Origin of the sequence: Clostridium sartagoforme (genome assembly GCF_004794105.1) — a bacterium.
Lineage (GTDB): Bacteria > Bacillota > Clostridia > Clostridiales > Clostridiaceae > Clostridium > Clostridium sartagoforme_B.
On sequence record NZ_SRYR01000004.1, the window covers coordinates 142,350 to 161,618 of the forward strand.

At 29.0% G+C, this 19,269-nt stretch carries 19 protein-coding genes, 2 tRNA genes, 1 pseudogene, 1 riboswitch and 1 other annotated feature; of the genes and pseudogenes, 16 read left to right on the plus strand and 6 right to left on the minus strand.

The genetic code is table 11. From position 1 onward, the window contains the following. Positions 1-164 precede the first annotated feature (164 nt). The 3 genes from E5347_RS10280 to E5347_RS10290 form a co-directional block, all read right to left on the minus strand. Positions 165-503: a MerR family transcriptional regulator gene (locus E5347_RS10280; protein ID WP_136007060.1), complete on the minus strand. Its 339-nt coding sequence runs from the start codon at positions 501-503 to the stop codon at positions 165-167. An 87-nt stretch (positions 504-590) separates the two neighbouring features. Continuing rightward, the gene (locus tag E5347_RS10285; protein ID WP_136007062.1) at positions 591-1,001 is read right to left on the minus strand and encodes a cupin domain-containing protein; all 411 of its coding nucleotides are present in this window, start codon (positions 999-1,001) and stop codon (positions 591-593) included. Between the two features lie 20 nt (positions 1,002-1,021). Beyond that, entirely contained in the window at positions 1,022-2,191 is a 1,170-nt protein-coding gene (locus E5347_RS10290; RefSeq protein WP_136007063.1) for an iron-containing alcohol dehydrogenase, read from the minus strand. A 323-nt stretch (positions 2,192-2,514) separates the two neighbouring features. On the opposite strand from E5347_RS10290, the gene E5347_RS10295 reads away from it, so the two are divergent. The 8 genes and pseudogenes from E5347_RS10295 to E5347_RS10325 all read left to right on the plus strand — a co-directional run bounded on the left by E5347_RS10295 (position 2,515) and on the right by E5347_RS10325 (position 8,667). Beyond that, a complete protein-coding gene (locus E5347_RS10295; RefSeq protein WP_136007065.1) occupies positions 2,515-3,525 on the plus strand; it encodes a homoserine dehydrogenase in 1,011 nt (336 codons plus the stop codon). Positions 3,526-3,810: 285 nt separating this feature from the next. After that, positions 3,811-4,386 (plus strand): 5-formyltetrahydrofolate cyclo-ligase, encoded by a 576-nt coding sequence (locus tag E5347_RS10300; RefSeq protein ID WP_136007068.1) that lies wholly within the window; start codon positions 3,811-3,813, stop codon positions 4,384-4,386. A gap of 58 nt (positions 4,387-4,444) precedes the next feature. Then, a riboswitch (SAM riboswitch) is annotated at positions 4,445-4,668 on the plus strand. 195 nt (positions 4,669-4,863) lie between these two features. Further along, the gene (locus E5347_RS10305; RefSeq protein ID WP_136007070.1) at positions 4,864-6,141 is read left to right on the plus strand and encodes an O-acetylhomoserine aminocarboxypropyltransferase/cysteine synthase family protein; all 1,278 of its coding nucleotides are present in this window, start codon (positions 4,864-4,866) and stop codon (positions 6,139-6,141) included. Between the two features lie 298 nt (positions 6,142-6,439). Then, on the plus strand, positions 6,440-6,619 hold the full coding sequence (locus E5347_RS10310) for a hypothetical protein (protein ID WP_136007071.1): 180 nt from the start codon (positions 6,440-6,442) through the stop codon (positions 6,617-6,619). 205 nt (positions 6,620-6,824) lie between these two features. Then, on the plus strand, positions 6,825-6,995 hold the full coding sequence (locus E5347_RS16900) for a hypothetical protein (protein WP_168354948.1): 171 nt from the start codon (positions 6,825-6,827) through the stop codon (positions 6,993-6,995). A gap of 23 nt (positions 6,996-7,018) precedes the next feature. Next, positions 7,019-7,578 (plus strand): annotated as a pseudogene (locus E5347_RS10315) (sugar O-acetyltransferase). A 118-nt stretch (positions 7,579-7,696) separates the two neighbouring features. Further along, entirely contained in the window at positions 7,697-8,155 is a 459-nt protein-coding gene (locus E5347_RS10320) for a hypothetical protein (RefSeq protein ID WP_136007075.1), read from the plus strand. A gap of 134 nt (positions 8,156-8,289) precedes the next feature. After that, positions 8,290-8,667 carry a four helix bundle protein gene (locus E5347_RS10325; RefSeq protein ID WP_136007077.1) on the plus strand — a complete coding sequence of 126 codons (378 nt, stop codon included), beginning with the start codon at positions 8,290-8,292 and terminating at the stop codon, positions 8,665-8,667. 98 nt (positions 8,668-8,765) lie between these two features. Here the strand turns inward: E5347_RS10325 and thrS are convergent, their stop codons facing one another. Together thrS and E5347_RS10335 are read right to left on the minus strand one after the other, a co-directional pair. Next, positions 8,766-10,703, minus strand: a complete 1,938-nt coding sequence (gene thrS / locus E5347_RS10330; RefSeq protein WP_136007079.1) for a threonine--tRNA ligase — start codon at positions 10,701-10,703, stop codon at positions 8,766-8,768. Between the two features lie 114 nt (positions 10,704-10,817). Then, positions 10,818-11,033, minus strand: a binding site (T-box leader). 150 nt (positions 11,034-11,183) lie between these two features. Further along, positions 11,184-11,594 (minus strand): HNH endonuclease signature motif containing protein, encoded by a 411-nt coding sequence (locus E5347_RS10335; RefSeq protein ID WP_207670474.1) that lies wholly within the window; start codon positions 11,592-11,594, stop codon positions 11,184-11,186. A 312-nt stretch (positions 11,595-11,906) separates the two neighbouring features. Here E5347_RS10335 and E5347_RS10340 point away from each other — a divergent pair, with 312 nt between their 5' ends. The 4 genes from E5347_RS10340 (at position 11,907) to E5347_RS10355 (ending at position 14,229) form a co-directional block, all read left to right on the plus strand. Continuing rightward, positions 11,907-12,581, plus strand: a complete 675-nt coding sequence (locus tag E5347_RS10340) for a hypothetical protein (RefSeq protein WP_136007082.1) — start codon at positions 11,907-11,909, stop codon at positions 12,579-12,581. A 63-nt stretch (positions 12,582-12,644) separates the two neighbouring features. Beyond that, positions 12,645-12,718 (plus strand) — tRNA-Gly (locus E5347_RS10345). 5 nt (positions 12,719-12,723) lie between these two features. Beyond that, positions 12,724-12,799: transfer RNA gene (locus tag E5347_RS10350), tRNA-Lys, on the plus strand. A gap of 152 nt (positions 12,800-12,951) precedes the next feature. Then, entirely contained in the window at positions 12,952-14,229 is a 1,278-nt protein-coding gene (locus E5347_RS10355; protein WP_136007084.1) for a Na+/H+ antiporter NhaC family protein, read from the plus strand. A gap of 72 nt (positions 14,230-14,301) precedes the next feature. Here the strand turns inward: E5347_RS10355 and ispF are convergent, their stop codons facing one another. Continuing rightward, on the minus strand, positions 14,302-14,778 hold the full coding sequence (gene ispF / locus E5347_RS10360; protein ID WP_136007086.1) for a 2-C-methyl-D-erythritol 2,4-cyclodiphosphate synthase: 477 nt from the start codon (positions 14,776-14,778) through the stop codon (positions 14,302-14,304). Positions 14,779-15,344: 566 nt separating this feature from the next. Here ispF and E5347_RS10365 point away from each other — a divergent pair. From E5347_RS10365 to E5347_RS10380, 4 genes are all read left to right on the plus strand, one after another. After that, positions 15,345-15,935, plus strand: a complete 591-nt coding sequence (locus tag E5347_RS10365) for a class D sortase (RefSeq protein ID WP_136007088.1) — start codon at positions 15,345-15,347, stop codon at positions 15,933-15,935. A gap of 18 nt (positions 15,936-15,953) precedes the next feature. Next, on the plus strand, positions 15,954-16,949 hold the full coding sequence (locus E5347_RS10370) for an anti-sigma factor domain-containing protein (RefSeq protein WP_136007090.1): 996 nt from the start codon (positions 15,954-15,956) through the stop codon (positions 16,947-16,949). Positions 16,950-16,969: 20 nt separating this feature from the next. Continuing rightward, complete coding sequence (gene rluF / locus E5347_RS10375; protein WP_136007092.1) at positions 16,970-17,740, plus strand: 23S rRNA pseudouridine(2604) synthase RluF; 771 nt, start codon at positions 16,970-16,972, stop codon at positions 17,738-17,740. A gap of 703 nt (positions 17,741-18,443) precedes the next feature. Beyond that, the gene (locus tag E5347_RS10380) at positions 18,444-19,124 is read left to right on the plus strand and encodes a DUF3298 and DUF4163 domain-containing protein (RefSeq protein WP_136007094.1); all 681 of its coding nucleotides are present in this window, start codon (positions 18,444-18,446) and stop codon (positions 19,122-19,124) included. The last annotated feature ends 145 nt before the right edge of the window (positions 19,125-19,269 follow it).

Here is a 19,269-nt window from a genome sequence, read left to right on the forward strand (position 1 = left end):
TATAGCTTTTTATAAATGTAAAACTTTCAAATAAAGCTTTCAAATAATATTGCTTAATTTAAAACAAAGTAAGTTTTAATTAAGATATATTAGTTTGGAAGCTTTATTTTAATATATACAATTTAATTATTAGTTAAATTATTTTCTGCTTTTAATAGTGTTTCCTAATATCGTTCTATTTTTGAGTTTAAGCGTTCTAAAGTTTTTTGCATTTCTAAAGTTTTTTCAAGTAGGATATCCCTTTGGTCAATTAGAATTTGTTTTCTAGCAGCAGTAGTAGAATCACCCTTTTGGAATAACTCAACATATTCTATTAATGCTTCAACTTGAACTCCAGAATTACGCATACATTTAGCATATTCAACCCATTTACAATCTTCCTCTGTAAAATCTCTAATTCCACCAGGAGTACGATTAACAGCTGGAATTAATCCTATTCTCTCATAATATCTTAAGGTATCAGCTGAAATATTATACATTTTACTTACTTCTGTTATAGTCATAAATTACACCCCCTATTTACACTTTAATTATAACAAATAGCATCTATAATACAAAATTATGATAGTAATTAAACAAAAGTAGTATTTTTATATTAATTTGTTATATTCCTCATCAAGTACGGGCTCTAACCATTCAGCAGCACCTTTAGAAGAATCTACTTCAATAGAAATATGAGAAAACCAACTGTTTTTAGATGCACCATGCCAATGCTTAACATAAGGAGGTATTTCTATAACATCACCAGCCTTTAACTCGTAAGCTTCTTTACCTTCTTCTTGGTACCAACCTCTACCTCCAGTTACTAATAAAACTTGTCCACCAGGATGCTTATGCCAATTATTTCTACAACCTGGTTCAAAAGTTACATTAGCAATAGGACATTTTGTATCAGATGAAGTAAGCATATTAAGCCGTACAGTTCCGATAAAATTAGTACTATCAAATTTTTCTCCAATAGGGAAGATTACACTTTTATCTAGTCTAGTTTCTATATTCATAAAATCACGCCTTTCAAATATTATTTATATGATTTTTCATAAATGGAAATACAATCTTCAATAGTTAAAGAAATTCTATCACAGGTAAATAAGAATCCCATTGTAGACATGGCATTTTCAGCCATCATCTTAAATTCTTCAGGCTTAATTCCGTAGTCAGACATTTTCAAGTCAGAAACTCCACATGCTTCTTGTAATTTTGTAAGAGCGTTAATAAAATCCATAGGTTCCTTTGCATCTTCCATACCCATAGCTTTTGCCATCTTAATAAATTTTTCATGACAAACATTTCTTTCTATAAAGAAAGTGAAATAAGCTTTGCTTAGAATTATAAGGCCTGCTCCATGAGGTAAATCTTGATGATAAGCACTCATTGCATGTTCTAATGAATGCTGGCTTGAAGTAGATCCTACACACATTTCAATTCCTGATAAATAATTTCCAAAGGCTATTTTTTCTCTTGCCTCTAAATCATTACCATCTTTCACGGCTCTTTCAAGATTCCTACTTACATTTTCAATTGCAGTAATTCCAACCATATCACTCATAACATTTGCTTTATTTGATATATATCCTTCAACGCTATGGAAAAGTGCATCAAATCCTTGATATGCAGTAAATTTAGGAGGAACTGTAGTCATAAGTTCTGGATCAACAATTGCAAGGTATGGGAATAGTGATTCATGTACTATTCCTGTTTTTTCCTTAGTTTCAGCATTAGTTATTACAGCACCATAATCAGTTTCTGAACCTGTTCCAGCTGTAGTAGTAATTGCTACTATAGGAAGAGGAGTATTAGCAATAGCTTTTCCTTTACCTGTTCCTGATGATACGTAATCCCAAAGGTCACCATCATTAGTTGACATAATAGCCATAGCTTTAGAAGCATCCATTACACTTCCTCCACCTAAGGCCACTATAAAGTCACAATTATTTTCACGGGCAAATAAACTACCATCCATAACTGTAGATTTAAGAGGATTAGCTTCAACCTTATCAAATAAAACAGTTTCAACACCTGCCATATTTAGTTGTTCTTCAGTTCTATCTAAATAATAGTTTGACCTAGTAGATTTACCATTAGAAATAACAATCATAGCTTTTTTACCAGGCATTTTTTGACTATGTAAATTATTTAATTCACCTACACCAAATAGAGTTCTTGTAGGTACATACATTTGAAAACTCATAAAATCACTCCCTATATAATTTGATAATTGGTTCTTTCTTACAAATAAAGAATACTCCTTGGAGTTAACTCTAAGTCAATAGATGTTTTGAAATTAATTTTTAGAGCAATTATACTAAGCTGAATAATTGCAAAGAGAAGAAATCTTATATAATTAACTTATTCAGGAGGTGTATAGTAATCTATATCTTTGTGTGAACAATGTAAACTCTGATATAATTAAGTTACTTAAAAGGTGTTTTAGTTTATTAAAGCTAGTAAAAAAGAAAATCATATTGAGTTTGATTTAGAAGTATAATTTTAGGGGATTAAGGGGGCAAAACTATGGATATAGGGATAATTGGCTTTGGAGGAGTAAGTAAGGCTTTTATAAAGCTTTTATTAGATAAGGAAGATAGCTTAAATAAAAAAGGTTTAGATATACGTGTAAAATATATAATTAAAAGTAATGGTGGAATTTATAATAAAGATGGAATAAATATTAAGGAAATAGTTGATAGAGATTATAGTTTAGTAGACTCCGACTTTAAAGAAGATATTAATATACATAATATAGTAGATAATAGCGATATAGATATTTTAGTTGAGCTTACCAATACTAATATAGAAACTGGAGAGCCTGGGTTAACTCATATTAGACTAGCCTTAGAAAATAATATAAATGTAGTTACAGGAAATAAGGGACCTATATTATTAGAGTATAAGAAATTAAAATCTATAGCAGATAATAATGGATTAGCACTTGGAATTGGATGTACTACAGGAGGGGCCTTACCTTCAATAAATGTTGGTAATTATGACATAGCTGGATCTGAAATACTTTCAATAGAGGGCATATTAAATGGGACTAGTAACTATATATTATCAGAGATGTATGAAAGTGAAGTTGAATATAAAGATGCATTAAACAAGGCAATTTCTCTAGGCATTGCAGAAGCTAATTATAAGTTAGATGTAGAGGGGTATGATACAGCTTCTAAAATATTAATATTAGCTAATGTATTAATGGATGCTAATTTATCTCTTAAAGATATAAGTATTGAAGGGATAGATAAAGTAAAGAAAGAAGAGATTCTAGAAGAAAAAGCTAGAGGTAATAAAATTAAATTAATTGGAAAAGTATATAATAGAAATAATAAAGTTTCTGCATATGTAAGACCAGAAGTAATAACTAAGGAACATCCACTGTATTTTGTGGATAATAAAAATAAAGGTGTGAGTTATTCAACAGATACTTTAGGTGATATTAGCATAATTGGAGGAGCTTCTGGAACTGTAAATGCAGCAGCTTCAATCTTAAGAGATATAGTAAATATAAATAGAGGTATAAAATAATAATTTAATAAAAATGCTAAAAATAGTATTACTATCAGTACCATATCCAATACCACCCCCTTAAGCTATTATGGAAATCATAAATAGCCCAAGGTGGTATATTAGGAAATTTAGGTTCTTTGAACCTTTAGTTGAGTTTTGCAGAGCAACGTACAACCACCGTAGCCATCCCCTACGGAATCTTTATTTTTTTAACTTGGATATTATAGCATAATTAGGTATTATCTAAATAGAAGGATTCATTGGGAATGTATGAGTTGCTAATGATATAAAGGGGCGAGAATTATGAATAAAGAAGAAAAGAAAGATTTAAGAAAAATTATTTTAAACAAGAGAAATTCTATAGATAATAGTACAAAAGAAGAGATGGATAGAGAGCTATTTAATAAGCTAATTAATTTAGACTTATATAAGGAAGCTAAAAATATTTTTATATATTTAAGCTTTGGAAGTGAGATTGATACTAAACCTATAATTGATAGAGCTTTAGAAGAGGGAAAAGAAGTTTACATACCCAAGGTTTATAAAATTAATAAGGAAATGAGGGCTATAAGATTAAATACTTTTGAGGATTTAGAAAAAAACTCTATGGGGATATTAGAGCCTAAAGATGATTTTAATTTTATTGCTAAGGAAAAGATAGATTTAATTATAGTTCCAGGGGCTGTTTTTGATTTTAAAGGTAATAGAATAGGATATGGTGGGGGATATTATGATAGGTTTTTATCTGATATTGAGGAGAAAAGAAATAAGATTGTCCTGGCTTATGAGTTACAAATTGTAGATAATATAGAAGCTGAAGAACACGATATTAAAGTGGATTATATTATAACAAATTCCAGAATTAATAAAATTTATTAAAAATAGTTGTAATTGAAAAAAACTAGTGTATAATATGATTATAAATAAATAGAAAAAGACTTTATTAAGAATGGTGGAGGGACTGGCCCTGTGAAACCTAGCAACCTACTAAATATAATTTAGGTGTATAAGTTGTAAAAAAGATTATACATTGTATTAATGTATATTTCATATTAAAAATATTTAAAATATGAAGTTATCTTAAAAGCTTATATAAAAATAAACTATATTAGTGTGGTGCTAAATCCTGCAAGCTTATTTAAATAGCTTGGTAAATGAGGTTTTCATTATATTAATGTATAGTGAATAGTTAGTATTCAAGGTTGCTTCTTATATTGAAGTAACTTTTTTTATTTTATTTAGTAAATAAGTAGATATATAAGTTTATGATAATTTTAAAGTTACTGATGTATAGGCATATTCATGTATATCAACAATTTTAAATATTTTAATACAAAATTAAAAGGGGGCTTTATTATGTCAAACAATTGGGAAAAGGGAACGATTTGTATTCAAGGAGGTTATTCACCAAAGGCTGGGGAACCTAGAGTATTACCAATATTTCAAACAGCAACTTATAAATATGATGATCCAGATCATCTAGCAAGTTTATTTAATTTAGAAGCAGCGGGGCATTTATATAGTAGAATTTCTAATCCTACTGTAGCTGCTTTAGAAGAAAAGTTTGCTAAATTACAAGGTGGAGTTGGGGCTTTAGCTACAGCATCAGGACAAGCAGCTGTACTATATGCAATTTTAAATATCTGTAAAGTTGGGGATCATATTATAACAGCATCTACTTTATATGGTGGAACAGTTAACTTATTCACAGTTAATTTAAAGAAAATGGGGATAGAAGTAAGCTTTGTAGATCCTGAAGCAAGTAAGGAAGAAATTCTAGCTCTTGCTAAGGAAAATACTAAGGCAGTTTATGGAGAAACTATAGGAAATCCTGGACTAAATATATTAGATTTTGATAAGTTTGCAGAAGTTGCAAAGGAATTAAAGGTACCATTTTTAGTTGATAATACAGTAGGAACTCCTTACCTTTGCAATCCATTTGAACATGGAGTTAATGTTGTAATTCATTCAACTACAAAGTATGCTGATGGACACGCTCAAAGTGTAGGAGGAATAGTAGTAGACGGAGGAAACTTCGATTGGGCTAATGGAAACTTTAGTGAATTTACGGAACCAGATCCAAGTTACCATGGAATAAAGTATGTTGAGACTTTTGGAAATGCAGCATATATAACTAAATTAAGAGTTACATTAGGTAGAGATTTAGGAGCATGCCAAAGTCCATTTAATGCTTACTTAACTAACTTAGGACTTGAAACTTTACATTTAAGAATGGAGAGACATTCTCAAAATGCTTTAGAACTTGCAAAGTGGCTAGAAAAGCATCCTAAAATTAAATGGGTCAACTATCCTTATTTAGAAACTAGCCCAGAATATGATAGAGCTAAGAAGTATCTAAAAGGTGGAGCAAGTGGATTATTAACCTTTGGAATAGATGGAGATATAGAAGCTGCTAAGAAGTTCACTAAAGCTTTAAGCCTAGTTGCTTTAGTAGTAACTTTAGGAGATGTAAGAAGCTGTCTTCTACATCCAGCAACAACTACTCATAGCCAATTATCTGAAGAAGAACAAATTGCAAGTGGAGTAACTCCAGACCTAATGAGAGTATCTATTGGAATAGAAGATATTAACGATATAATTGCAGATTTTGAACAAGCGCTAAGTGTAATCTAATAAAATGCTAAGCATTTTATTAATGAAAGAATGAAAAAACGATTATATAAAAATATTTACAGATTTTTTATAAGAGTATCTTTAGAACAAAGGATGTTTTGCATAGCAAAACTCCTTTATTTTTCATTTTTTCATTGTGTGATAGCACTTTCATTTTTTCATTATTTTGCTTTGCATTTTAATTTGAAAAGTCAACTTTGATACACTATAATAATAAAGAATAAATTTAAATATTATAAATAAGAATTAGTTATTTTATAATATGAAAAAACTTTATCTTTAGATAAGAGGTGTATTTATGTTTAATAAAGAAGAACTTCAAATATTAAATGAAGCTTTAAAGATGTATGAAGAAAAGACTACAAAGTTATTAGAATCTAGTACAAATAATAAAGAGAAAATGGTAGCTTATAATAGAAAGCAAAAGAAGGTTTGGTTACTTCAAAATAAGCTGAAGAAAATAATAGAAGAAGCTTAGAAAATGAATAATGAATAATTTATAATGTAAGTTGAAACTCGCTTTAGGGCGAGTTTCTTTAATTTTATTATTAAAATTATTTTGAAAGTTATTTTAAATATTTTATAGTTAAGAAAGTTATTAATATAGCTTTCTTTTTTTATTTCACATTGGTAAAATTAGTATAATAAGGTTGAAATTTACCTTGGTATATAGGAGTGATAAGATGAAAAAATTATTAGCAGTTTTAACTATAGTTTTTGCTCTTTTATCGATAGTGGGTGCATCTTATATTATTTTATCAAAAAGACAAATTGGACCTGGGTTAGCAGTTATACCAATGCTAATTTCATTAATATTATGCAGTTTTTACATAACTATTACTAGAAAAAGATAATTAAATTAAGAGGAGATTATATAATGACAGAAAAGGAAAAAATGATTAGAGGAGATTGGTATGTTTCATTAGGAGAAGAGCTTTTTAATGATAGGCAAAATGCTAGTGAAATTATATTTGAATATAACTCATTGCATCCAAGAGAAGTAGAAAAAAGAATGGATTTATTAAGGAGGTTATTTGGGGAATCGCCTAAAGAGTTTTATATTGAGCAGCCTTTTAGATGTACATATGGATACAATATTCACTGGGGAGAAAATTCATATGCAAACTTTAATTGCACGATATTAGATTGTGGAAGAGTAACAATAGGAAATAATGCTATGATAGGGCCAAATGTAAATATATTTACTGCAAATCATGCTTTATCTATTAATGAAAGAATGGAAGGATTAGAATATGCTGATACAATTGAAATAGAGGACGGTGTATGGATAGGTGGAGGAACTACAATTAATCCAGGAGTAAGAATAGGAAAAAATTCAGTTATTGGATCAGGTAGTGTAGTAACTAAAAATATACCAGAAAATGTACTAGCTGTGGGTAATCCTTGTAGGTAATAAGAAAACTGGACAAGGAGTAGTAATTCATAAAAAATATAAATGTAAGAAATAGTTTATAGGGAATACAAAGATTTATTTTGATTTAAAGTCTTAAAGAATTATGATAATAAAAATATAAAAATAAGGGATATGATTTTAATGAAAAAAAGAAAAATAGGTTTAATTCTAATTACTATTCTAATATTTATAGTTGGCATATTTACTGTAATAAAAAGTATACCAAGTAGCGAGGATAATATAGAAGAAATTAAGGTGGCTATAGAGTCAACTGAAGAGGAATCGGCAGCTTATCTATCAACAAGTATGGAATTTACCCCTAAAATAGAGGACGCAGGCAAACAAAATTTGAAGTATAAATGGGAGTTAATTAATGCTAAAGAAGAAAGATTGGGTGACGGCAACAATTGGGGTAAAGAAATTCTAAATGATGGAGGAAGAGTTTATTTTTCACCTGATTTATTAGGTGGATTTAACAAGGATGCACCTATTACAAAAACAATAACTGTTAGATTAACTATCCTTGAAGATGGTAAGAAAATAGGAAGTGCTGTATTATTACTTGATGACCATGATGGTTATTATATCATACGCAGGTGAATAATGAAGAATGGATAATGTAGAATTTATAATTTAGGAGGAAACTCGCTTGAGGCGAGTTTCTTTTAATTAAATTTAAAGTATAAATCAGTGTAATAAGGTAAAAATCATAATATCAAGATATGGAGGATATTATGAAGGAGAATATAATAGTTACTAAATCTTTTGATTTCGTAATTCAAGTAGTGGAGACATATAAAATACTGGTTAAGGATAAAAAAGAATTTGTTTTATCAAAACAGTTTTTGGAATCGGGAACGAGTATAGGAGCTAATGTTAGTGAGGCAGTAAATGCACCTAGTAAGGTTGATTTTAAATATAAACTTACAATAGCTTTGAAAGAATGTAATGAAACTGAATACTGGATTAAGTTGATGTATAAAACCGAATATTTAGAAAAGCAAAAAGCTCTACAATTAGGAGAAAAATGCATTGAATTAAACAAGATACTAAGAAAAATAATCAAAACATGTAATGAAAGAATAATAAATGCAAAAAAGATTATCTCATGACTAAAATGTCATTATAAATAGGGAGAGCCATAAAAAATCTAAGATTTTTTATGGCTCTCCTAAAAAACATCTAATTTTTTACCATCATTCTACATTGATTAGTTTTCTTTATTAGCTATTTCTAATATTAATCTATTCTTTAATTCAGCAACTGAAACTGGACCTTCTTCTCCGTTCTTTCTGCTTCTTACTGAAGCTTCATTGTTAGTTAATTCTTTTTCACCAACAACTAGGATATAAGGAATTCTTTCAAGTCTAGCTTCTCTAATTTTGTAACCAATCTTTTCAGCTCTGTAGTCTGCATCAATTCTTATACCTGCATTTTTAAAGTCTTTAACTATTGATTCAGCATAGTCATTGTACTTATCTGAAATAGGTAAAACTATTGCTTGAGTTGGAGCAAGCCAAGTTGGGAATGCACCAGCATATTTTTCAATAAGCATAGCTAAAGTTCTTTCATAACATCCAATTGCTGATCTATGAATTATAAATGGACGTTTCTTATTTCCGTCTTTATCGATATAAGTCATATCAAATCTTTCTGCAAGAGCAAAGTCAATTTGGATAGTTATTATTGTATCTTCTTTTCCGTGAACGTTCTTGAATTGGATATCAAGCTTTGGTCCGTAGAATGCAGCTTCACCTTCAGCTTCAACATAGTTAATTCCAAGGTGATCTAAGATACCTTTCATTAATACTTGAGTTTCTTCCCAAGCTTCTGGATTGTTTATATATTTTTCAGTATTGTTTGGATCCCACTTAGAGAATCTAAATGATATATCTCCATCAATACCTAAAGTAGTCATTATATGAGTAATTAATTCAACACAACCTTTGAATTCTTCTTCAATTTGGTCTGGTCTACAAACTATATGTCCATCAGATAAAGTAAATTGTCTTACACGAATTAATCCATGCATTTCACCTGATGATTCATTTCTATATAAAGTAGAAGTTTCAGCATATCTTATAGGTAATTCTCTATAAGAGTGTTGCTCTGCATTATAAATTGTGTATTGGAATGGACAAGTCATAGGTCTTAAAGCCATTACTTCTGGATCCTTTTCTTCATCTCCTAAAACAAACATTCCATCTTTATAGTGATCCCAGTGTCCAGAAACCTTAAATAAATCATTCTTAGACATTGAAGGAGTCTTTGTAAATACATAGCCTCTTTTTTCTTCTTCATCTTCAACCCATCTTTGAAGAAGTTGAATAATTTTAGCACCCTTAGGCATTATAAGAGGTAATCCTTGACCTACTTTTTCATCAGTAGTGAAGATTTTAAGCTCTCTACCTAATTTATTATGATCTCTCTTTTTAGCTTCTTCTAAAGCTTCTAAGTGAGCATCTAAATCAGCCTTTTTTAAGAATGCAGTACCGTATACTCTTGAAAGCATCTTATTCTTTTCGTCACCTTTCCAGTAAGCTCCTGCACTTCTAATAAGTTTAACTGCTTTAACTGGCTTTAATGACATTATGTGAGGTCCAGCACATAAATCAACGAAGTCTCCCATTTTGTAGAATGAAATAACTTCATCTTCTGGAAGGTCATTTATTAATTCAACCTTATAAGGTTCCCCTGCATCTTCCATAAGCTTTATAGCTTCTGCTCTAGGTAATACAAATCTTTCTATTGAAGGATTTTCTTTTATTATTTTTCTCATTTCATCTTCTAGTTTAACTAAATCTTCAGCTGAGAAAGAGTTTTCTACATCAAAGTCATAGTAGAATCCATCATTAATTGCAGGTCCTATAGCTAATTTAGCTTCTGGGAATAATCTCTTAACAGCATAAGCTAAAACGTGAGATATACTATGTCTTACTGCATCTTTTCCTTCTTGAGAATCAAATGTACATATTGCAAGGTCAGAGTCTTCATTAACTACATAACGTAAGTCTACAACCTCCCCATTTACTATTCCACAGCAAGCATTTCTAGCTAAACCTTCACTTATTGATTTTGCTATGTCTAATACTGAAATACCAGCTTCAAATTCTTTAACTGATCCATCTTTTAAAGTGATTTTAATCATTTTAATTTCTCCTTCCATGTTTTATAAATTAAGTATCGCAATTGCGATTTTAGATTCATTAAATTTTAAATAAGAATTTTTAAAAACAAAAAAGCCCTCATCCCTTCATATAAAAGAAGGGACGAGAGCATCAAATTCTTAATTTCCCGCGGTTCCACCCTTAATTGCCTAAAATTCTAGGCCACTTAAGATATCGTAACGTGATATAAACGGACTTTATTAGAGTCACTCAGAGGTGGTCTTCAACTAAATTCAAATAAGATAATTTCACCAAGCTTATCTCTCTCTGGAAATGAAATAATAGTTTACTCTTCTCTTCAACGTATTGAAATATTTAATACATATTATAATTATTTAGAATTATAATGTCAACCTAATATATAGGTTTAAATAAATAATTTACACTTTAATATTTTAAATTAGCTAATAAATTTAGAAGATAAATGAAATCTTCTTTAAAACTGAATAATAAAGAAAAATTTAGCTAATATTAATATTATGGAAAAGTCGCTGAAGCTCCAATTCCTTAAGGATATTATAGGAGTATAGTTTACCACCCATAAGGGTTTTAATTATTTCCTTCTTCGAATAACCTTCTTTATAGAGTTTTAATCTTCTAAGAAGTCTCTTTAAAGATGAATTTGTCATTCCTAAAAGGCTATAAAGCTCCTTAGCTGTATAGTATTCCTTAGGTAAAAGTTTATATATTTTATCTTGCATTTCAAGCTTATACCTAAAATCAGTTTCTATGCAGTTATGGGGACCTGTTTTCCCTCTGTGGTGGTAGTTACAAAGATATTTATAGTTAATTTTAATATCGTAACCACCTTCATGTTTATGAACTATATGATGAATGTCCGCTGTTGCTCCACAAATTTCGCAGTGGTACAAAGTCATGCCTCCTTTATATATCTTTAATTATATTATATAAGGTTTTTTCTTAATAATCTATAATATTATGAATTTAACAATAATTAATATTATTATAGGTATGAATGTTAAATTTATGTAATATGGTATAAGATTTATTATGAGATTAATACAGCGATTTATATTGTAAATTATATTATCTGAATATTTAAAAAAGCAAGTGTTTAAATTTACTTTGTTATATTCTTTAAAAATACTTGAAAATGAGGTATATCTTACTATATAATATAATTATAGTACAGTATACTAGGGAACTGAAAGAAAGGTGATACAATGAGACATAATTATGATTCATTTGATTACTGGGAAGAATTAATAAACGAAAACAAGACTATTAGAGGGCATATGTTTATGGATAAACTGCCTGACAAAACAAGCATTTATATCCACAGTTTAATATTTTGTAAAAATAATGGACTAAATAATATATGGTCTTACTTTCCTAATGAAAAAAGCTTATTAGGATATATCCAATATTCATTTTTACAAGAAGCTTTTTATAAATGGATATATGGAAAAGAAAGATTAGTTGTAAGTGTTCCAAATGTTCCAGTAGAAAAAATAATCTCAGATGGAGAAAAAAATAAAAAAATTACAAAAGAAGAAGCAGATAATATGAGAAGGCATGTTAAGATGGTAAAAAGTTATTGGAATTTACCAAAAGAGCAATTGCTTAAATCATTACAAAGATTTGCTAGAGATTTTAATAGAACTTGGTATGGTGATAATAAAGAGTTTTTATACTTAAAAGTATTTAATTCGCCAAAAGCCTTAGGGGAGTTTGTAGTTGGCTCAAGTTATATGACAACTACAGAGGAAGAGTTTACAAAAAGAACAGGAGTAAATCTGTCTGAATGGAAAAGCATATGTGAAAAAGCGAGTATAAACAAGAGTTATGGTGAGAGATTTAGAGATATTTTATTGAAATCACTTACTGAAATAATATAAGAGAGAAAGTTGTTATTGACAGTAACTTAATGTGAATATATAATGTTATTGTCAATAAGACATGCGGGTGTAGCTCAATGGTAGAGCCCTTGCCTTCCAAGCAAGTTACGTGAGTTCGATTCTCATCACCCGCTCCAAATATGCGTTATTAGCTCAGTTGGTAGAGCACCTGACTCTTAATCAGGGTGTCCCGGGTTCGATCCCCTGATAACGCACCAGTAAAGAGGGATTATTTTTAATCTCTCTTATTTTTTGTTTAATTCTAAGAAATTATAAAGGATGAATGTAGATAATTATTTTTATTTTATAAGTTGAGTACATAGGGTGAAGAGAACTAGGGTTTAACTAATTTTAAAGGAGAGAATTTAATTTGAAGAACAAAGGAAACGGACTAGCATTACTTCCGTTGGGAGTATTTATTTTAGTTTACCTTGGTGGAGCTATGGTAGCTAAGGATTTTTATGCTATATCTATAATAGTTCCATTTTTAGCAGCTGCATTGACAGCATTATTAATGAATAGAAAAGAAAATTTTAATGATAAGATAGAAATTTTTTGTAAGGGTGCAGGGAATAGTAATATTTTATTAATGGTTCTCATATTTATATTAGCAGGATCTTTTGCACAGGTAGCTAAGGATATGGGGGCAGTAGATTCTACAGTTAATCTTGGTTTATCATTATTACCAAGTGGACTTTTAATACCTGGTATGTTTATTATAGGTTGCTTTATTTCCTTATCAATAGGGACTTCTATGGGTACTATAGTTGCACTTGTTCCTATTGCAGTAGGAATTGCAGATAAGACAGGTATAGCAGTAGCATTAGCAGTTGGAGCAGTAGTTAGTGGAGCTATGTTTGGAGATAATTTATCTATAATTTCAGATACTACTATAGCAGCAACTAGAACTCAAGGTTGTGAAATGAAGGATAAGTTTAAAATGAATTTTAGAATAGTTCTTCCAGCAGCAATATTAACTGCAGTGATATTTATGGTATTAACTAGAAATTCATCAGCAATAAGCTTAGATACATTAGATTTTAATTTAGTTCAAATTTTACCTTACATAATAGTAATTGCAACTGCTTTACTTGGAGTAAATGTAATAATAGTTTTATTATTAGGTATTTTATCTTCTGGATTAATTGGATTTATATTTGGAAGCTTTGATATTCTAGGATTTTTTAATTCAATATCTACAGGTATTTCTGGAATGAGTGAGCTTATTATTATATCAATACTTATTGCAGGAACTATAGAAATTATAAAACATAATGGTGGAATAGACTTTATACTTAGTAAAGGCTTAAGAGGCTTTAAAAGTAAAAGAGGGGCTGAATATGGAATTGCAACCTTAGTAAGCTTAGTAGATATATGTACTGCTAACAACACTGTTGCAATAGTAACAGTTGGACCTATTGCAAAGGATATTTCAAATGAATTTGACTTAGAGCCAAAAAGAGTTGCAGGTATTATGGATATGTTCTCTTGTGTTTTCCAAGGAATAATACCATATGGAGCGCAATTAATATCAGCAGCAGGATTAGCTGCAATTTCACCTTTTTCAATAATGAAATATTTATTTTACCCATATCTTATGGGAATATGTGCTATAATAGCAATATACTTTTATTGGAGAAATAAATAAAGGCTGTTGTAAAATTAATATATATATAACCGAAAAAAGAGCTATGCTTCTAAAGAAGCATAGCTTTTTTTATTAACTGTTGACTGTAAGAAGGCATATACTTTGAGAAGAGATTCCTTCTCCTGTTCCAGTAAAGCCTAAACCTTCCTCAGTTGTAGCCTTAACATTGATTTTATTAATATCAATATTTAAGGCTTTTGCTATGTTTTCACGCATATTCATTATATGAGGAGACATTTTTGGTCTTTGAGCTATTATAGTTGAATCAATATTATTTATAGAGAATCCATTTTTATATAAAAGCTTACCAACTTCCTCTAATAATTTAATACTAGAAGCCCCCTTATACCTTTCATCCGTATCTGGGAAATGTGTACCTATATCGCCAAGAGCTGAGGCACCTAGCAATGAATCCATTATTGCATGAAGAAGAACATCTGCATCTGAATGACCAAGCAGACCCTTTTCGTAAGGGATAGTTACCCCGCCTATAATAAGATCTCTTTCTTCAACTAGACGATGTACATCGTATCCTAATCCTATTCTCATTAATAACCTCCATGGTCTATGTTCCAATAAATAAACTGTATCTTAAGTTCTTATAAAGTTTCAAGTGAAAAAATATAAAAGTAAATTACAGAAATTGAAATCATAGTTTTTTGATTTTTATATAGATAATTTTACCTTAAAGAAATATAAATTCAAGGATTTAAAGTAAAGTTATAGGCTTTAAGGTAATAATTATCTTATTTAGGCATGAAATCATAATAAAAATTAAATAACATAGTGAAATAAGTATAAGTTTATATAAATATTTCACTATGTTATTAGCAAATTATAATACTTTTTTAAAAGTATATATTTTAGATTCGTTATCATAATTTTCTTTTTTTATGAATCTATATTGGAATAAGTTATTTAATGAATATCTACAAAAATATCTAATTTTATAGATAAGTAATAAGGATTTAGATTTAATCTTCTTACGTTTAAAAATAAAGTCTACATAAATAATTTTTTCCTTCACAACTTGCTCCTAAATGATTAATGATAATACTTCTTTATGATATAATATATGAATAAGATTAATAAAAGTTTATAGGAGTTGGGTAAGTTTGAAAGAAAAGATTAGAAGGATAATAGGGCTTCTCTTAATAGTAGTAGGTTTAAGTATAATAGCGTCCATTGTGTATAAGAAAATAGAAACAAATAATAAGCAAAAAGAACTTCAGAATATTTTAGAGCAAGTAATTAATGATGAACCAAAGGAATTATCTAAAGAAGAAGAAGAAAAATTAATAAATGGTTATAAACCTATTGCTTTAATGGAAATACCAAGCATCAATTTATCACAAGGCTTAGTAGAAGGAATTGCAGATGATGTTCTTCAATATTATTTAGGCCATTTTGAAGGCTCAGCAATGCCTGGTGAAAAAGGTAACTTTGCTGTAGCAGGACATAGAGTTTCAGATTACTCAGAAGCTTTTGTTAATTTATATAAGGCTGAAATAGGAGATGAGATATTAGTTAAGGCAAATAAAAAAGAGTATATATATGAGATAACAGAGAGTTTTATTGTAGCACCAGATAGGGTTGATGTACTTGATGATACTGATGATGCAACTATTACTTTAGTTACTTGTACTGTTGGTGCAAAAGAGAGGGTTATAGTTAAAGGAAAATTAGTAGGGGAGAATAATTTATAATAAAGGAGGAGTTTTGAAATGGCAGATTTTATTGCTGATAAATATAAGTTTTCCACAAAGGCTCCATCTGTTTTAGCTTTAGAGGAAGTTATAGAGAAAAGAAGAGAAGAAATTGCAAAGTTAGGTGAAGAACTTTTAAATTATAAGATATTAATTAAGGACTTGTACCATGATGAGCCATCATATATAACAAGAAATAAAATTTTAAATATAGCATATTTTATAATTGAAGATGTTGAGATATTTGAAATTTTTAATACTAGTAAGAAGTTTCCAATGAATAGACTTTTAAGAAGAACTCCAGTAAATAAGGAGTTCTTAGTGGAATGGAAGGAGCATATTATCGCATATGCAATAATACTTGCTGATCCATATTATAAGAATCTACAAGATTATATTCAAATAGTTGAATCAATAAATATTTTAGGGGCTGAAGAAATTAGCCAATCTATTAAAGAGGAAGAGCATAGGGGGATTATATTAGAGAAGCTTATGGGAGCTGCTGTAATTTTAACTTCTAAAGGTGAGTTTCTTAAAGTTAAGGCTGAAAAAGATGCTATGATTGGAGAAGAAGTAGTTGCTAAGGAAGGTTTTAGAATAGGAAAGTACAAGCTTCAAATATCTATTTTCTTAAGTATAGTAGTACTTGTATCAGCAATAGTAATATTTAGTTATAAGAAATTAGATAAAACTATAGTAATAGATACAACATCATCAATTACTTTAGAAGTAAATAAATATGATACTATTATTAATGCATATACAGCAACTGAAAAAGGTAATATTATGTTAGATAAATTAAATCTCCATAATGGAAAATTAGATGAATCTGTATTAAGCATTATAGATTATGCATCTAAAAATGAAATGATTCCTGAATCAGGTATAATAATAACTGTAACTGGAAATGCTCTAGAATACAATGCATTAGAGAAAACAGAGAAGTTTATCGACGAAAAAGATTTAAAGATTAAACTTAATAACTCAGGTGATGAACATAAGGTAAGTCCTTAAATATTAAAAAGGTGATAAGAATGAATAACAAAAATAACAAATACATAATAGTACATAAGGATAGAGGGGAAGAAGTAAGGTTAAATAAGTTTATAAGTGAAACTGGATTCTGCTCAAGAAGAGAAGCGGATAAACTTATAGAATCTGGTAGAGTAACTGTGAATGGTAAGAAGGCTGTTATGGGTACTAAGGTTCCTAAAGGTGCTGACGTAAGAGTAGATGGTAAGTCTCTATTTAAAGAAGAGGAATTAGTTTATATAGCCTTAAATAAACCTGTAGGAATCACTTGTACAACAGAAAAAAAGGTTAAAGGAAATATAGTGGATTTTGTAAATCATAAAAAAAGAATATTTCCTATAGGAAGACTTGATAAAGATTCACAAGGGTTAATACTTTTAACAAATGATGGAGATATAGTAAATAAGATTTTAAGAGCTGGAAACAGTCATGAAAAAGAATATATTGTTACAGTAGATAAGCCAATAAGTGAAAAGTTTATAGAATCAATGGGATCAGGAGTAAGAATACTAGGTACTATTACTAAGGAATGCCATGTAGAAAAAATAGGTGTAAAGACTTTTAGAATAATATTAACTCAAGGTATGAATAGACAAATAAGAAGAATGTGTGAAACATTAGGATATACTGTAGTTAAACTAAAAAGAATAAGAATAATGAATATAAAATTAGATGATTTAAAAATAGGAGCTTGGAGAGACTTAACTACAGAAGAATTAAAAGAACTAAGTAAGTTAATAGGTACTTCAGGAAAAACCAAAGAATATAGCTAGATAAAGTGATTCTTAGAAGAACTAATCCAGGTGCGTAGCAGTGCTTAGCTCCCACTTTGAGAAGAGGGAGTATTAGCAATAGTAATGGAAGTGATGGGATGAATCATATAAATTCCCCTTGGTAGGATAAAGGAAGAAATTAAGTAAGCTTAATTTCAATTATTAATAATTAATATATAAACTATTGATTGTTAAAAAGCCTTTAATTGAACCAAGGGGAATTTTTATATAACTTTCACAAGTACTGTATATAATTCTATATATGATATTTTTGTGAAATTCTAAAGGGTGAATTTAATAAGAAATTAATTTAAATCTGTTTGATCCATAAGTTTTATTCAAATCATAATAAAAGAATATACAAATTAAACCCCTCCTACTTGAATAAAGGAAAAAGTTTATTGTTAAAGTCTTCTTAAAATAGAAAATTGTCCACCAATTAATAATTATGCGAAAAAGTTATCCACAACCTCTAAAGTGGCTTATCATAAGGGGTTCAGAAAATGGTAAAATTTAATTATAGGATTTTATGGTAAAAATATGAAGGTTACGCACATAATCCACAGGTGGGTGTGGATAAGTTGTGTAAAGGGTGTTAACATGAGTGTTAATAAATAATAATAAATATGTACATACTATTAAATATACAGAATAAATATATTTTAATATTAAGAAAATTACTATGTAAGTAGGAGAAAATATTATGAGAGCAGTAAATAAGATAATAGTATCAGTAATAGTAATTCTATTAAATATCAATAGTTATCCACAAGGGGTGTTAATAACTAAAAAGGAAAACTTTGTCGAAAATCCTATTCTTGTGGATAAACCTATAAAAGAAAAGACAAGTTATATAAATATTGATGTAGAAATTCCTCAGATTGTAGGACTTGCTAATAAGGATAGGGAAAAAGATATCAACAACAAAATTTTAGATAAAACTAATCTGTGGATAAAAGATGTTAAAGATACAAGTGAGGATTTAAAGCCTACAATACCATATGAAGTTTTTGCTAGATATACTTTAGCTAATGATAATGAAGTTCTAAGTTTTTACATAGATAATTATCAATTTAGTGGAGGGGCTCATGGGATAACTATAAGAGATACTTATAATATAAAAATAAGTAGTGGGGAAGATGTACAGTTAAAAGATCTATTTAATGAAGGATATGATTATACTAGTTATATTAATGAAGAAATAAGAAAAGAAGTAAATAAACATCCAGAATATTATTTCCCGGGAAAAGAAGGCTTTAATGGAATAAAAGAAAATCAACAATTCTACATAAAAGATGGTAAGCTTATTATACACTTTCCTTACTATGAAATAGCACCATATGCATCTGGAATGCCAGAATTCACGATAGAAATTAAAAAATGAAAGAATGAAGGAATGAAGAAATGAAAAAGTGAAAAAATGAAGGAAAAAATTAAGGAGGTTTTGCTGTGCAAAACCTCCTAACTATATAAATGATCTTATAAGAAATCTGCAAAGATTTTTAATCATCTTTTTTTTATTCTTTAAT

What these genes read in the sequence shown, in the direction of transcription:
- E5347_RS10295 (WP_136007065.1), top strand. Translation starts at nt 2,515, where the DNA reads ATGGATATAGGGATAATTGGCTTTGGAGGAGTAAGTAAGGCTTTTATA.
- E5347_RS10280 (WP_136007060.1), bottom strand. Translation starts at nt 503, where the DNA reads ATGACTATAACAGAAGTAAGTAAAATGTATAATATTTCAGCTGATACC.
- rluF (WP_136007092.1), top strand. Translation starts at nt 16,970, where the DNA reads ATGAATAACAAAAATAACAAATACATAATAGTACATAAGGATAGAGGG.
- E5347_RS10310 (WP_136007071.1), top strand. Translation starts at nt 6,440, where the DNA reads ATGTTTAATAAAGAAGAACTTCAAATATTAAATGAAGCTTTAAAGATG.
- E5347_RS10305 (WP_136007070.1), top strand. Translation starts at nt 4,864, where the DNA reads ATGTCAAACAATTGGGAAAAGGGAACGATTTGTATTCAAGGAGGTTAT.
- E5347_RS10370 (WP_136007090.1), top strand. Translation starts at nt 15,954, where the DNA reads ATGGCAGATTTTATTGCTGATAAATATAAGTTTTCCACAAAGGCTCCA.
- E5347_RS10325 (WP_136007077.1), top strand. Translation starts at nt 8,290, where the DNA reads ATGAAGGAGAATATAATAGTTACTAAATCTTTTGATTTCGTAATTCAA.
- E5347_RS10320 (WP_136007075.1), top strand. Translation starts at nt 7,697, where the DNA reads ATGAAAAAAAGAAAAATAGGTTTAATTCTAATTACTATTCTAATATTT.
- E5347_RS10290 (WP_136007063.1), bottom strand. Translation starts at nt 2,191, where the DNA reads ATGAGTTTTCAAATGTATGTACCTACAAGAACTCTATTTGGTGTAGGT.
- E5347_RS10380 (WP_136007094.1), top strand. Translation starts at nt 18,444, where the DNA reads ATGAGAGCAGTAAATAAGATAATAGTATCAGTAATAGTAATTCTATTA.
- E5347_RS16900 (WP_168354948.1), top strand. Translation starts at nt 6,825, where the DNA reads ATGAAAAAATTATTAGCAGTTTTAACTATAGTTTTTGCTCTTTTATCG.
- E5347_RS10285 (WP_136007062.1), bottom strand. Translation starts at nt 1,001, where the DNA reads ATGAATATAGAAACTAGACTAGATAAAAGTGTAATCTTCCCTATTGGA.
- E5347_RS10340 (WP_136007082.1), top strand. Translation starts at nt 11,907, where the DNA reads ATGAGACATAATTATGATTCATTTGATTACTGGGAAGAATTAATAAAC.
- ispF (WP_136007086.1), bottom strand. Translation starts at nt 14,778, where the DNA reads ATGAGAATAGGATTAGGATACGATGTACATCGTCTAGTTGAAGAAAGA.
- E5347_RS10300 (WP_136007068.1), top strand. Translation starts at nt 3,811, where the DNA reads ATGAATAAAGAAGAAAAGAAAGATTTAAGAAAAATTATTTTAAACAAG.
- thrS (WP_136007079.1), bottom strand. Translation starts at nt 10,703, where the DNA reads ATGATTAAAATCACTTTAAAAGATGGATCAGTTAAAGAATTTGAAGCT.